At 42.5% G+C, this 13,392-nt stretch carries 14 protein-coding genes; 4 read left to right on the forward strand and 10 right to left on the reverse strand.

The features are described 5' to 3' along the window. Window positions 1-101: 101 nt before the first annotated feature. Together ACFQZI_RS17960 and ACFQZI_RS17965 are read left to right on the forward strand one after the other, a co-directional pair. Window positions 102-1,700, forward strand: coding sequence for a hypothetical protein (locus ACFQZI_RS17960; protein WP_377144964.1), 1,599 nt, complete (start codon window positions 102-104; stop codon window positions 1,698-1,700). 101 nt (window positions 1,701-1,801) lie between these two features. Then, complete coding sequence (locus ACFQZI_RS17965; protein WP_377144966.1) at window positions 1,802-3,250, forward strand: DUF5723 family protein; 1,449 nt, start codon at window positions 1,802-1,804, stop codon at window positions 3,248-3,250. Here the strand turns inward: ACFQZI_RS17965 and tsaB are convergent. From tsaB to rpmH, 4 genes are all read right to left on the reverse strand, one after another. Beyond that, window positions 3,247-3,930: a tRNA (adenosine(37)-N6)-threonylcarbamoyltransferase complex dimerization subunit type 1 TsaB gene (tsaB, locus tag ACFQZI_RS17970; protein WP_377144968.1), complete on the reverse strand. Its 684-nt coding sequence runs from the start codon at window positions 3,928-3,930 to the stop codon at window positions 3,247-3,249. The genes ACFQZI_RS17965 and tsaB overlap by 4 nt on opposite strands. A gap of 88 nt (window positions 3,931-4,018) precedes the next feature. Beyond that, window positions 4,019-4,264 carry a membrane protein insertion efficiency factor YidD gene (yidD, locus tag ACFQZI_RS17975; RefSeq protein WP_377144970.1) on the reverse strand — a complete coding sequence of 82 codons (246 nt, stop codon included), beginning with the start codon at window positions 4,262-4,264 and terminating at the stop codon, window positions 4,019-4,021. Beyond that, on the reverse strand, window positions 4,261-4,644 hold the full coding sequence (locus ACFQZI_RS17980; RefSeq protein WP_377144972.1) for a ribonuclease P protein component: 384 nt from the start codon (window positions 4,642-4,644) through the stop codon (window positions 4,261-4,263). Before ACFQZI_RS17980 ends, yidD begins: the two co-directional genes overlap by 4 nt. A gap of 74 nt (window positions 4,645-4,718) precedes the next feature. After that, window positions 4,719-4,877 carry a 50S ribosomal protein L34 gene (rpmH, locus tag ACFQZI_RS17985; RefSeq protein ID WP_377144974.1) on the reverse strand — a complete coding sequence of 53 codons (159 nt, stop codon included), beginning with the start codon at window positions 4,875-4,877 and terminating at the stop codon, window positions 4,719-4,721. A 137-nt stretch (window positions 4,878-5,014) separates the two neighbouring features. On the opposite strand from rpmH, the gene ACFQZI_RS17990 reads away from it, so the two are divergent. After that, on the forward strand, window positions 5,015-5,896 hold the full coding sequence (locus tag ACFQZI_RS17990) for a ChaN family lipoprotein (protein ID WP_377144975.1): 882 nt from the start codon (window positions 5,015-5,017) through the stop codon (window positions 5,894-5,896). A 58-nt stretch (window positions 5,897-5,954) separates the two neighbouring features. On the opposite strand, the gene ACFQZI_RS17995 is transcribed toward ACFQZI_RS17990, so the two are convergent. Both ACFQZI_RS17995 and mscL read right to left on the reverse strand, forming a co-directional pair. After that, on the reverse strand, window positions 5,955-6,293 hold the full coding sequence (locus tag ACFQZI_RS17995) for an MmcQ/YjbR family DNA-binding protein (RefSeq protein ID WP_377144977.1): 339 nt from the start codon (window positions 6,291-6,293) through the stop codon (window positions 5,955-5,957). Between the two features lie 3 nt (window positions 6,294-6,296). Next, window positions 6,297-6,692, reverse strand: a complete 396-nt coding sequence (gene mscL, locus ACFQZI_RS18000) for a large conductance mechanosensitive channel protein MscL (RefSeq protein ID WP_377144979.1) — start codon at window positions 6,690-6,692, stop codon at window positions 6,297-6,299. A gap of 154 nt (window positions 6,693-6,846) precedes the next feature. On the opposite strand from mscL, the gene rpoN reads away from it, so the two are divergent. Then, window positions 6,847-8,319 carry an RNA polymerase factor sigma-54 gene (rpoN, locus tag ACFQZI_RS18005; protein ID WP_377144981.1) on the forward strand — a complete coding sequence of 491 codons (1,473 nt, stop codon included), beginning with the start codon at window positions 6,847-6,849 and terminating at the stop codon, window positions 8,317-8,319. Window positions 8,320-8,371: 52 nt separating this feature from the next. Here rpoN and ACFQZI_RS18010 read toward each other — a convergent pair whose 3' ends face one another. The 4 genes from ACFQZI_RS18010 to ACFQZI_RS18025 all read right to left on the reverse strand — a co-directional run bounded on the left by ACFQZI_RS18010 (window position 8,372) and on the right by ACFQZI_RS18025 (window position 13,332). Continuing rightward, the gene (locus ACFQZI_RS18010; RefSeq protein ID WP_377144983.1) at window positions 8,372-8,725 is read right to left on the reverse strand and encodes a four helix bundle protein; all 354 of its coding nucleotides are present in this window, start codon (window positions 8,723-8,725) and stop codon (window positions 8,372-8,374) included. Window positions 8,726-8,777: 52 nt separating this feature from the next. Then, the gene (locus tag ACFQZI_RS18015) at window positions 8,778-9,794 is read right to left on the reverse strand and encodes a PorP/SprF family type IX secretion system membrane protein (protein ID WP_377144985.1); all 1,017 of its coding nucleotides are present in this window, start codon (window positions 9,792-9,794) and stop codon (window positions 8,778-8,780) included. After that, window positions 9,794-12,508, reverse strand: coding sequence for a gliding motility-associated C-terminal domain-containing protein (locus tag ACFQZI_RS18020; protein WP_377144987.1), 2,715 nt, complete (start codon window positions 12,506-12,508; stop codon window positions 9,794-9,796). The genes ACFQZI_RS18015 and ACFQZI_RS18020 overlap by 1 nt, the downstream gene beginning before the upstream one ends. A 119-nt stretch (window positions 12,509-12,627) precedes the next feature. Further along, on the reverse strand, window positions 12,628-13,332 hold the full coding sequence (locus ACFQZI_RS18025; protein WP_377144989.1) for an NUDIX hydrolase: 705 nt from the start codon (window positions 13,330-13,332) through the stop codon (window positions 12,628-12,630). Window positions 13,333-13,392 lie beyond the last annotated feature (60 nt).

Genomic DNA, 13,392 nt, shown 5'->3' on the forward strand with positions numbered 1-13,392 from the left:
ATATCATCAAATCACTAATTCAATAAATCACTAATTCAATAAATCGCTAAATCACTAATCTAAATCACTAATTAAACATAAATTGCGCACGCAAACACGGAATGAAAAGACTGATAGCTTTTACTTTAATTTTAATTGCCGCTACGGCATATATAACCGTTAAGTATTTTAAAAACTTAAATACATCGGGTGTACATGCCGGTAACATTATGCGTACAATTCCGGATGGTGCCTCACTGGTATTTGAATTTCCCAACGAAAAAAGCTTTTACGATATATACACCGGTAATACCCTGCTGCAAAACCTTATTGGCGAAGAAAAACTGGCCGACCTGGATACTGTTCGAAAGGTACTATTTAATAATACTGCCTTAAGTTCGTTTTTTACGGGGCGCAATGTGTTTGTGTCGATATTCCCGCCGCAAAGCACGCAGGTAGACCTGCTGCTGACCTCATCTACCTCAAAAGATATTGACCCTGCAGAGTATGATAAACTTGCCAGGCAGCAAAAAACCGGCATGCTGATAACACCCTTAAAAATTGGCGAAAAGCGCGGGTATAATATCTTTTTTAACGCGTTAAAGAAACGGTTCTACCTTATTAATATAGACGCCAATATCTACACGGGCAGTTTTTCTAAAGAGTTGATCACCCAAGCGGCTAATTACCAGCCTGACAAAAACAGGCGCGCTTTTATGCTGCTGCCCGATCAGCAAAACTCAAACTCGCTGGCCAATCTTTATATAAATTATGAGGCCCTTGGCCCCTTGTTTAACCAACTATTTAAAAACAGCAATACCGATATTTTTAAACCTTTTAGGTTGCTACCAGCCCTGGCCGCGTTAAACCTGAATTTTAAAAACGATGCCGTGATGTTTAGCGGCTACACAAATATTGAAACACAAAGGCCGGGCACATACTTAAATATATTTACCAACCAGCAACCTGTTGCCAACCAATTGCGCGACATATACCCGGCCACAACCGCGTATGCAACTAACTTGGCCGTATCTGATGCTGCCGGGTTTGCCGCCGATCTTTCAGACTTTCATAATAAAGCGGGCCTGCAAAAAGAAAAGGACGCGTTATTCACAAAAATTAAAACGGAGACAGGCATAAACCTTAACACCGAATTTAACAAGCTTTTGGGTAACGAGTTTGCGGTGATAACCACCCGTTACCAGGAGAAATTCGCTATTGTAACAGTTAAGAACGGCACAAAGCTTAGGCCGTTCATGACCAACATCAGCAACATGACAAGTGATGATGTTGGGCAGTTTAACTATAGCAAACTACCCTATTTCTTATTGGGTGATGCTTTTAACGCTTTTAAAAAACCTTACTTCCGTATTATTGATAATTATCTGATACTGGCTAACACCGCCAACGAACTGGCGAGTTATAACGATACGTATCTTAACCGTAAGTTCCTGAATAAAACAGAGCAGTATGTAAAGTTTGATAATTTATTGGCCGAAAAAAGCAACGTAGCCTTTTTTATTCACTTTAAAAATGCCCAGCAAATATTAAAGGATGGTTTAAAAGATGGGTTTTATCTTGCTTATAAAAACAATTCATTATCTCTTAGGAACTTTTACGGCGCGTCTTATCAATTTGCCGCAACCGATAAAAATTTTTACACCAACTTTTGCCTGTTACAAAACATGCCGGATACTACTGTTAGTAAAAAAAGAGATTAAAACACAACCAAAAACGCCATATTTACGTTAAATACCCTATTATTAGCTACGGGGTAAACGGCTATAACAAGCAGATACAACCCATGGCATTGCGAATGTGTATGAAGAATATTTTACTGGCTTTTTGTTTTCTACTTATATCCCTTGCATCTTTTGGCCAGCAGTTTTCCCAGTATAACACAGGTACATTATTCGATTCGTTCGAGAACCCCTCCCGGGCCTCGTTTATTCCGGATAGCAGCAGGCAATATGCTTTTAACCTGTTCATACCAAATTTCAACAGCAACGTTTATGTAACCGGCAACGGCCAGGCACCATTAAAAAGCCGCGCTTTTTTAGGCAAATACGCGGGTGCCGGATTAACCCTTAACCAAGGCAGGTTTAGCCGGGCAAACGTAAGCGCAAACGTTTATTCGTTAATGTTTAAATCTTTCAGAAGTTTAGACGGTAACCAGGAGATAGGCTTTTCGGTACAAACCCGGGCAGATGGGCGTGGCATTTTTACTGATGAAAGTTTGCTTTTGCTAAACAATACCGGCCCTTTTACCGACCGATCTTACGACAATATTTTTAACAACAGCTACACCTACCAAACTTACCACCAGTTTAGCGCAACGTATCGCGAACAAGTGACTAAGAACTTTGCATTTGGTATTAAACTGAGTGCTTTGCTGGGTATACAATATCAGCAGTTACAAATAGACCGGTCCAGGATTGATTTTGACAGGGTTAATGACAGGGCCGACCTTAGCCTGCAGGGCAGATACCGCATCAACTTTACACCCGGCGAATTTGCCGCCCGTGATATTTTGCCAAACTTCAGGAGTCCGGGTGCATCAATAAGCCTTGGTTCAACCATCCGCACACGCGATAATTTTAACATTCAGCTTAACGTTAAGGATCTTGGCTTTATACACTGGTACAAAAAATCTATCACCAGTAATTTTAACACCACCCGCACTATTCAAAACATAAGCGGCCCACGAAGGGAGGATAATTTATATGCCAACACTTTCGACATCATTCGTTCGGGAGATACGCAGGGTTCTTATGTTACCCCAACAAATGGCAAACTTGAGCTAAGCGCCAATAAATCTTACTGGCTTGATTACGACAAGCGCTTTAAATATTCGCCAACCATCGTCCTTCAAAAAGAAGTGTTTTATGATGGGTACACCGCCGCTTTGGTTAACCCCCTCCAATACAATAACCTTGTAGGCACGTTAACAACTTCATACAATAACTTTGGGCTTTTTAATGCAGGCTTGCAGTTTATGGTAAAAACCCCTAATGTGGAGTTTTATATAGGCAGCGACAGGGTTGTACAGTCGGCTAATTTATTTAGGGCGGGCGTTGGCAAAAGTGATTCGCAAATTAACAAGTCGGGCTCATTCACGGGGGCCGATTTCTTCCTGGGCTTCTCGCTTAAATTCGGCAACGTAATTGAACACCCAATGAATGCCAGCTTTATACCAATGGGCGAAAGGCCGGGCTTCCTGAAACGCTTATGGGATAGCGTATTCCACCCAAAAAGAGACGACGGCAGTTAAGCTCCCGCCTTCTTACCGGCAATAAAATCTTTAAGGTAGTAAGGTTCAAAGTAAGCCACGTCAACAAAATCAGCGTGGTTGAATTTCTCTAAAGCGATGGAAGTGAGATGCTTTGCCGAATTTGCGAAGTTTGGCAGGAATTGCGCGTTAGGGTTATCGCCTAAAACATCCTTACACTTATCGGCGCCATCGCCAAAAAAAAGCACTTTATTTTCTGAAAGGATATCGGCAAAGCTATTGGCATCAATAATTTCGGCCGCGGTAGGCTGTATAACGTCACCTGCCTGGTTAAGTATGGCCGTGTAGACCTCCATACGGCGGGCATCTATCATTGGGCATAGCAATACATCGCCTTCAGTTTCATTATTAGCTACTAAACCTCTTGCCATAGCGGCTAAAGTATCTACAGCTATTAAGGGTTTATCTAACGCAAAGCACAAGCCTTTGGCAGTAGATACACCTATACGCAACCCGGTGTATGAACCCGGGCCGCAGCTAACCGCAATCGCATCAAGCTGGGCATAAGTAACGTTGCTTTGCGCCAGTATCTGGTCTATATAAACAGTAATAACCTCCGCGTGTATATTCCGCTGGTCAACCTCTTTAAATGCCAACACCTGCCCCCGGTTAGCTAATGCTACCGAGCACGATGTTGTTGCTGTTTCTATCTGTAATATCATTCTAAGTCAAAATTAAAAAGTCAAAATTAAAAAGCGAATAGCATTAACAGATTGACCATTTTTTGACTTTCCACTTTAAACTTTTGGCTTAATCAGGTACCGGATCATGGCCGTGGCCACCCCATGGGTTGCAGCGGCCGATACGTTTAAGAGTAAGCCAACCACCTTTGAACGGGCCGTGCTTTTTAATAGCCTCGATGCCATATTGCGAACAGGTAGGTGTGTACCGGCACGAATTTGGTAAAATGGGCGAAATAAGGTACTGGTATATTTTTATCAGCAGTAAAAATAACGCGCTAAAGATCCGCTTATTTACCTCCCACAAAGTTTTCATTTAATAGCCTCCCCTGCAAGCTGGTTCAACAGCCTGATCATTTTCTTTTCAAAAAAATCGTAGGATGATATTTCTTTACCAATGTAGCTGATGGAAAGTACAAGCTTTTTTTCGGATATATTTAGCGCATCGTAAAGTAAGGATTGTTTGTGGAGGCGATAGGCCTCGCGCATGCGGCGTTTAACCAGGTTACGGTCTACCGCGCGTTTATAGCGCTTCTTGGCTACAGAAAAAACGATCTGCACGGGGAATTGCTGCTCACCGGTGGTAAGCATCCAGGAAGCTTTAAAAGGGTAACATAAAAAAGAAGAACCGTTATGAAAAAGCCCGTCGATAAGCCTTTTGTTACATAACCGTTCTTCTTTTTTAAAAGTATACATAGTTGTTGATGCTGAACCGAAAATATGTTTACACAAGCGGGTCAGCCCCTTTTACAAGGAGTAAACAACCAGAATTATGCTTTGTGGCTGCGCTCGTCAGATACAGTTAATCTTTTTCTGCCTTTGGCTCTTCTTGCTGCCAATACCCTTCTGCCGTTAGCAGTTGACATACGCTCACGGAAACCGTGTTTATTTCTTCTTTTCCTTTGTGAGGGCTGAAACGTTCTTTTCATGATATATTAATCTATTATTCTTATCGTCCTTTTAAAAACAAGAGCGCAAATGTAGCCTTTTTTTTAGTTTTTTCAAATAGTAATGTTGTAATTTGATAATCGATATTTATCAACTTATTAACATACCTCATTACAATATGAAATTTACAGCCCTTTTATTCCTGCTTTTGATTCCCACTTTTGCTTTTTGCCAGGACCCGATGGCGCAAAACTACAAAATATATAACACTGCTAAACAGCGCTTAGCAACCGCCGACGAAATTATTGCTGACCTTGACAAGGCCGACGTACTATTTTTTGGCGAAGAACACAATGATAGTACGGGCCATTATTTAGAAAGCCTGCTTTTTAAAAAAATTGCCGATAAATACCCTGGGAAGGCAGCATTGTCTATGGAGATGTTTCAAACCGATTGCCAGACGATACTTAACGAGTACTTGGCCGACCTGATCCGCGAAAAGAACTTAATTAGCGAGGGCCGCGCCTGGAAGAACTATAAAGACTACCGCCCTATGGTAGAAACAGCCAAGGCAGCACATTTGCCGGTAATTGCGGCCAATGCCCCAACCCGCTACACCAATATGGTTACCCGCAACAGCTTAAGCAGCCTCGATAAACTTAGCCCAACCGCTAAAGGCTGGCTGGCCCCGTTGCCTATTGATACAGCTACCGGCGTTTATTACGAAAAGTTTGTGACCATTATGGGTGGGCACAATGCGATGGGCAATTTAAAGATCTATCAATCGCAAAACGTATGGGATGCTACCATGGGCTGGAACATCGCGCAATTTCTTAAGGCGCATAGCGGCTATAAGGTATTCCAGGTGAATGGTGGTTTCCACAGCGAGGAAAAGCTGGGCACTGCGGCACAGTTAAAAAAGTATTTGCCTAAAGTACGCATCATCAATATACAAGCGTATGCGGATGAGAGCTTTGATAACCCCGACTGGAGCAAGTTTGCCAAACTGGGCGACTATGTAATATTAACAAATCCCAAGCTGGCCAAGACGTTTGAGTAGATTTAGTGATTTAGTGATTTAGTGAAAAATTGCTTGATTGTTGAATTGTTTGGTGTTATTAGAAAAGTATTTGCGCGGCAAGATGCTTGGGCGCTACTTCGTAATAGGCGGCCTTAAGGATGCCGGTAAGCATTTCGGGTTGAATGGTTTTAAGGTTGATATGTGTCCAGCCTTGTTTACCCCACTTGTTGGGCACAGGATAAATTACATTACTATCGAAGGTACAAAACGCGTCCTGATCAGTGGCAGATAGTTTTACGGTAGCCCTATCCTGCCCCGGCATCGCGGTAGCAAAAATCTTTTTATTTACCCTAAAAGATGTTTTCTCAAAGTGTAACTCCTCGGTGGCTTCAGGAAAAGACAGGGCTATCGTCCGTAAATCATCTGTTGCTGCCAAAACCTAAACGTTCTTGGCAGCCAATATATCCCTTATCTCACCCAATAAAACTTCCTCTTTCGATGGTGCAGGCGGGGCAACGGTTGGCGCCACCTCTTCTTTCTTTTTAAACCTGTTAATGGCTGTAATAATGATAAACAGCGATAGCGCAATGATGATAAAAGAAATCACCTGTGATAAAAAGTTACCGTATTTTATAGCTGTACCGGGTACTACCAGCTGGCTTAAGTTTGATAGGTTGGCGGCCTTTAAAGCCGGGGTAAGCACAGCCGGGGTAATAATATCCTCTACCAGCGAGCTCACTATTTTACTAAACGCTCCACCTATAACTACCGCAATAGCCAGGTCCAATACATTACCTTTTACCGCAAACTCTTTAAACTCTTTTACAAATCCCATAATTTTAATTGTTGTGTGTAATTAAAGTTACCAAAAAAACTGCCGCATGTCCAAACAAAATTCCCGCAAAAGCATTTTAGAACGTAAATATGCCCTTTATAAGTAATTTATAAACTTTAATGTAATTGGTGTATTTTTGGCTTCGTCTACTACTATGCTTAAACAGAACCTTCAACAAAAACTCTTACAAAAATTATCGCCACAGCAAATACAATTTATAAAATTGCTGCAGGTACCTACCGTATCGCTTGATACACGTATTAAAGAAGAACTGGAAGAGAATCCCGCGCTTGAAGACCTTAGTTTAACCATTAGCGAACCCGAAGAACAATACCCCGACCGCGACCCCGACGAAGACACCTATAACAGCGATGACGAGCAGGGCCCGATGGATGAATTTAACATCGACGATTATTTACAGGATGATAACGTAAACGATTATGGCAGCCGTTACGATCAGAATGGCGACGACGAAGACGAACGTAAAGAAATACCTATTGCTGTACAAAGCTCATTTTTTGAGAGCCTGCAGGCACAGCTGGATCTTTTACCCGTATCTGATAAAGACTTTGCCATTGGCAAACAAATTATAGGCAGTTTAGATGATGACGGCTACCTGCGCAGGCCTATCATGTCGTTAACCGATGACCTGGCATTCTCGCAAAATGTTATAGCCGAGGATGAAGAGGTTGAGGATATGCTGAAAGTGATCCAAAGCTTTGACCCCCCTGGTGTTGGCGCGCGCAGCCTGCAGGAATGCCTGCTAATACAACTCCGCAAAAAAGACCCTAACGACCCAATTATCCGCAAAGCAATACTGGTGGTTGAAAATTACCTGGATGAGTTTACCCGCAAACACTACGATAAACTGGAGAAATCGTTAAACCTTACTTCCATTGAGCTGCGGGGTGTGGTGAACGAGATATTGAAGCTTAACCCAAAACCGGGCGACAGTAACGAGGTAAGCACCAAACAAATGCAGGTGATACCCGATTTTCATATTAAGAATAACGATGGTGTGCTGATACTTACCTTAAACTCTAAAAACGCGCCCGAATTAAAGGTGAGCCGTTCTTACCAGGAGATGTTTCAGCATTACGATAAGGCATCTCAAAAAGATAAAAAGCTGAAAGAGGCAGTACAGTTTGTTAAGCAAAAATTAGATTCGGCAAAATGGTTTATTGATGCTATTAAGCAGCGCCAGCAAACCCTGCTTAAAACTATGAACGCCATTATGCAGTACCAGTACGATTTCTTTTTAACCGGCGATGACAAAAATCTGAAACCGATGATATTGAAAGATATTGCCGACCGCATTGGAATGGATATATCTACCGTATCGCGTGTGGCCAACTCTAAGTATGTACAAACCGAGTTTGGCACCTTTCTGCTCAAATCTTTCTTTAGCGAAGCTATACAAACCGAAAGCGGCGAAGAGGTGTCTAACAAAGAGGTTAAGAAAATACTGGAAGAGCATATTGGCAAAGAAGACAAGCGCCATCCCCTTGCCGACGAAAAATTGACCGAAATACTGAAAGAGGCTGGCTACAATATAGCCCGCCGTACCGTTGCCAAATACCGCGAACAAATGAATATCCCGGTGGCAAGGTTGAGGAAGGAGTTATAAGACAGGTTATGGTTGATAGTTCATGGTTTCATGGTGGCTCCTCAAAATGGACTTACTTGAGAGAATTTCTCAAAGCTGTTATCATTTTTACCAAGGTCTCATACTCTGAGTAAAGCCTTGCGAAATCATCATTAGAAATATATCCTCTTTTTCTAATGACAAAAAGACAACTTACCACCTCAATTGCTGATCGTAATGAATAGCCCAAGAAAACTTTAAATACCGCTTTGCTTTGTCCGGTGGAACCTTCAGCAATGTTTAGCACCACGGAATCCGCAGCTCTTTTTATTTGGGAAGTAATAACGTAAATTTCTTCTTTAGGGAATAGTTTAGTGAGTTGATTTATATCTTCACCAAGTTCCAGTGCTATCTGCCAAACCTGCAAATCTTCAAACCTAAATGCCATATAACTATTTCGTATTACTATGAGCTATGAACCATCAACTATGAACCAAACGCTACCATCCATGCTGCGGGCTGGTTAGCTTATATACGTTGTTGAGCATTATGCCTAACACTATTTCGTGTGAGCCGTTGCTTACCGTACGCAGGGCAGATGTGGTTGCATCGTAGGAGTAACTAACGTTAATGAACGAGTTTAGGTTAAAGCCTGCCAGTATTCCAAAAGAATCATCTTTACGGTACGACCCGCCAAACCAAAACCTGTCGCGGAAAGATAGCTTGGCATTAATATCGAATGAGGTTGGCGCAGGCTGTATAAACTTAATTAGGGCCGATGGCAAAAAGCTCACATCATCAGACAGGTAAAATTTGTACCCTGCTGTGGCAAAATAGTGCGGCACGGTTTTGCTGAGATTTGACCCACTCCCGGTTGTTATGTACTGGTTTTGAGGTAATATTTGCTGGGCAGATACCCCAAAGTAATATGTTGATGAATAGGCCCAGATACCTACGCTCGCATCGGGCTTCCATTGGTTGCCGTTTATGTTATTTAAAACAGGGTCGTTCTGGTTCTCTAAGGTTATCATAGATGTGTTTAAATGCAGGTGATTAAACCCGGCAGATACACCTACCGCTAAATTCAGTTTTTCGCTGATACCTAAATGATACGCATAGGTAGCAGCTATATTTGTTTGATCTATTGGGCCGGCCTTATCGGTAACCAGCATAAAACCTATACCGTGGTGTGGTTCGGCAGCACGGTACTCCTGCGTGTATAGCCTGCTGTAAGGGCTATCGCCACCGGATGGAAAAGAAGAGGCGTCGCCTTGAGTAAAAGCCGTACCTATGGGAGCGTTAATACTAAAATATGCTGTAGTAGGTGCCCCCTCCAAGCCTGTCCACTGGCTTCGGTATCCCAGCTTTACATCGGTATAGTTCTCAATACCGGCAACAGCAGGGTTAAGCAAATAGTTATTAAAAATGTATTGCGTATACTGTGGCTTTTGCTGGGCATAGGTTACACTGCCGAGGCAAAAAAATATCGCGATCAAGAGTAAAGGTTTCTTCAACATTATTTAAGTATGGTAACACTTCCCGAAATAACCTTACGGCCATTTTTGGGGTTTATGATATAGTAATAGGTTCCGGTTGGCAGTACATTACCACGGTACCGGCCATCCCATGGTGTTGCGTAACCAACAGACGAATATACCTTTTCTCCCTGTCTGTTGTATATATCAACTGTATTTCCCGGGTAAGTATCTAAATATTTAATTCCCCAGGTATCATTTATACCGTCGCCATTGGGTGTAAAGGCATTTACAACTATTGGTTTTTTAAGCACATTTACAAAAACATCGTCATAAACCGAACAACCGGCGGCTGTAGTAACGGTTAGCCGGTATGTAACATCTTCAGTTGCAGAGCACATAGGATTTAGGGTATTTGGGTTATCTAAACCGGTTGATGGCACCCATTGATAAGTAAGCCCTGTACCGGAAACCCTGGGTTTTAATACAACGCTCTCACCCTCCAGCAGGTTAATGTCGCCAATATCAGCTGTTGGTAAAGGGTTTACTACAATATCTTGCGTAACCAAAGCATCGCAGCCATTTGGTGCCACAAAACGGTATGCAATAGTAAATTTGCCGGCGCCGGATGCAACCGGATCAAACAACCCTGTGATAGGATTAACACCCGGGCCGCTAAACCGGCCCGTCCCTGCAAATCCGTGGCTATTCACTACTATTTGTATTTTACCGGCATCTATACACATGGGGGCTATTGTACCCATAGTCACCATTGGGCTGCCTTTTATTTCCACCTGGTGTTCAACCCCATTATCACACAAACCTCCCTCTCCGGTGTAAACAACCATTTTTACGGTGTAAAAGGTTGATGTTGCCGAATAATCATATGTATGATGATAGTTATTATCTGCAGCCAGGTCGCCGCTGTTGTACACTTCATAAATATCAGGGTGGTTAACATAATCCCACCAAACCTTTATTTTGGTTATACTCCCGGGGTCTGCAACAGATTCGTCGTGCAGGGTTATTTCTGTCGCGCTGCATAAGTTTCCGCTGATACTAAAGGCTGCCTGGGCAAAATCGGCAATGCCAAAATCAAAATCCACATCCTTTGATGTACCGCATTCATCAGCAAGTGGGTTAATAACCGTAGCGGTATAGCTATACCTGCCTTTTGTGTACAGCTTATTACCGGGATAATCGTAGCGGTAGAGTGTAACACCATCCTTTTGAAAAGGGATGCCAACCGGGCTATCAAATGTTTGCACTGCGGTGCCATCTTTAAAATCCCATTTTATTTGGGTGGTTTGATAGGGCAGCACCAGTTGTAACTTGTAAGGTATGCCGGCACACCCATTAAGCTGGCTTGTATTTGTAGCAGGATCAATAAAACTGATATACTCGTTTAAATTTTTAAGGTTTGCCCCTGCCGAATATCCGTATGATTCATGGTCGCCAAAACCATAGGCAATGGCGTTAAAACCATCATCGGCGCTTATATAATGTGTGCCGGCCCCAACTTCTATCTGCGCGTACGCGTAACCGTTACTGTTGGGAATAATTGCAAAATCGCCGTAAGTTATACCATCGAGTTTAAACGTAGCTGCCTTATCTGCCTTTATAACAACATTTATATAATTTCGGGTTATCTTATAAGCATCGGCCGAGTAAAGGGTAACATGGTTAAGAGTTTGTTCGAGCGGGTTAAGGTATATCATCTCCGGGTCGCCAACATCAAACTGGTTTAATTCGCAGCTGTTCATTGTTCGCCCCTGGGTAACGGCGTACTGCACTACCTGTATAGGTTTATTAGCTGATATAACATTTGTGGCATTAGAAGAAAATTCGTACACATTGTTGCTTTTGATCTCGGCAGGGGGCACTACACTGCCATTTACAGTAATGGTAGTATTAGGTTCGCTTAAAAACACCCTGAATATATCATAATTACGATTTTTTAAAGGCACCGTAATATATTGCTTCCCCCAGGATGTTGTTGGGTAAACCTGCTGGAAAAGGTTATCAGAACTAAATTGAACGGAAGGAACGGCATCGCAACCTATCCCAATTTTGGTACTACCGGAAAATACCGCTATTTTTTTACACACCCCATTTACCGAGCTTACACTTCTGATCTTGGTATTGGTTAGATCATCTGTTGATAAAGCCTGGTAAACCTCTCCTTTTTTTAACTTTATAGTATGCGCAACGTTAGGCCTGCCCAAGCCACGTATAAATACAGGTGAATTTATTTCTACAGTGGTTTCGTCTTCTGTGGCAACTATCATAAAGGCCGAGCTTGACGGGGCGTTTGATTTTTGGGTATAGTTAATAGAAAAATAATTTTTACCCAAAACCGATACAGGTAATAAAAGTGTAGCACCCGATACCGCGTTAGCGTAAATATGCGCGAAAACGGCTATATTTTTTGGTGACGTTATGTGTATGCCTTGTAAATATTGCCCGGCAGATTTTAGAAACGCGACCTTGGGAACCTCTATAATGGTTATCTGGTGTGGGTTAACATCCTGCTCAATAGCCGGGAAACTATTATCGGCTATTTCTACCTTTACGGTTGTGGCCTCGTCACTTGTAATATAAAGCGCCATTTTGCTGGGCCCGGCATCTTCCTGGTGCGACATATAGGCGGTCCAGAACTCCTTACCCTGGCTGGTTGTATTTTGGGCGAAACCTAAAACACTGCAACAAACCAATAAGGATGTTAATAAAACACAAAATGCCTTTACACTATTCAACTTAAACCGGTTTATGTGTACCTGTATAAATATTGCACACAAGTGCTTTAAATGTAAGCAGTTTTATTGTAAACCCGAATATATCTGATTGTTATGTTTGTAAATTGGCCGTTAGGGTACTAAAAGAATTTATCGGGGTTTGGCACCAGGTTCAAAAACTTCTCAAACTTCTTCTCGTAGTTAGATTGGTCTAATTGGTAATAAAACGCCCCTTTTTTTGATGATTGCTTGTCCTTTTCAGCAAGTTTAACCAGCAGGCCTGTAGATAGTAGCTTGCGGCTAAAGTTACGGTCGTCAAAATCGGTTTGGTAAACGCCTTCGTACAGGGCTTGCAGTTGCGGTATAGTAAACCGCTCTGGCAATAACTGGAATAATATGGGGTGCAGCGCCGCTTTGTAACGCAGCTGCTTCTTGGCTATGGCTACCATTTCGGCGTGGTCAAACACCAGGTCGGGCATTTCGTCGAGCAAAAACCACTCGGGGTGGTTAGCGTCAGTAAGCTGTTTTTCGTATTGTTGAATATCTATCAAGGCAAAATAAGCGATAGATAGGGTACGCTCTACCGGGTCGCGGTCGGGTTTACCAAACACCCTAAACTGCTCCATGTAAACATTTTTAAGGCCTGTGCGCTCTTCCAAAACGCGGTTGGCAGCATCTTCCGGACTTTCTGACGAGTGGATGAAACCGCCCATTAAGCTCCATTTTCCTTTTTCAGGGTCAAGATCGCGTTCTACCAGTAACAATTTGATGTTCCAGCCATCAAAACCAAATATAATACAGTCCACAGCTGCTAAAATGCGTTGCTGCCCGGGATATTGTTGCATGTGCATATGTTATTATGCAAGTGTAAAAAATATTTGGCGTTTAAAAAACTGTAAACGAAT

It is taken from the genome of Mucilaginibacter lutimaris, assembly GCF_042676625.1.
Taxonomy (GTDB): domain Bacteria; phylum Bacteroidota; class Bacteroidia; order Sphingobacteriales; family Sphingobacteriaceae; genus Mucilaginibacter; species Mucilaginibacter lutimaris.

Excerpts from the sequence above, each read along its gene's own strand:
- ACFQZI_RS17960 (WP_377144964.1), top strand. The coding sequence starts at position 102 with ATGAAAAGACTGATAGCTTTTACTTTAATTTTAATTGCCGCTACGGCA.
- ACFQZI_RS17965 (WP_377144966.1), top strand. The coding sequence starts at position 1,802 with ATGAAGAATATTTTACTGGCTTTTTGTTTTCTACTTATATCCCTTGCA.
- tsaB (WP_377144968.1), bottom strand. The coding sequence starts at position 3,930 with ATGATATTACAGATAGAAACAGCAACAACATCGTGCTCGGTAGCATTA.
- yidD (WP_377144970.1), bottom strand. The coding sequence starts at position 4,264 with ATGAAAACTTTGTGGGAGGTAAATAAGCGGATCTTTAGCGCGTTATTT.
- ACFQZI_RS17980 (WP_377144972.1), bottom strand. The coding sequence starts at position 4,644 with ATGTATACTTTTAAAAAAGAAGAACGGTTATGTAACAAAAGGCTTATC.
- rpmH (WP_377144974.1), bottom strand. The coding sequence starts at position 4,877 with ATGAAAAGAACGTTTCAGCCCTCACAAAGGAAAAGAAGAAATAAACAC.
- ACFQZI_RS17990 (WP_377144975.1), top strand. The coding sequence starts at position 5,015 with ATGAAATTTACAGCCCTTTTATTCCTGCTTTTGATTCCCACTTTTGCT.
- mscL (WP_377144979.1), bottom strand. The coding sequence starts at position 6,692 with ATGGGATTTGTAAAAGAGTTTAAAGAGTTTGCGGTAAAAGGTAATGTA.
- rpoN (WP_377144981.1), top strand. The coding sequence starts at position 6,847 with ATGCTTAAACAGAACCTTCAACAAAAACTCTTACAAAAATTATCGCCA.
- ACFQZI_RS18010 (WP_377144983.1), bottom strand. The coding sequence starts at position 8,725 with ATGGCATTTAGGTTTGAAGATTTGCAGGTTTGGCAGATAGCACTGGAA.
- ACFQZI_RS18015 (WP_377144985.1), bottom strand. The coding sequence starts at position 9,794 with ATGTTGAAGAAACCTTTACTCTTGATCGCGATATTTTTTTGCCTCGGC.
- ACFQZI_RS18025 (WP_377144989.1), bottom strand. The coding sequence starts at position 13,332 with ATGCAACAATATCCCGGGCAGCAACGCATTTTAGCAGCTGTGGACTGT.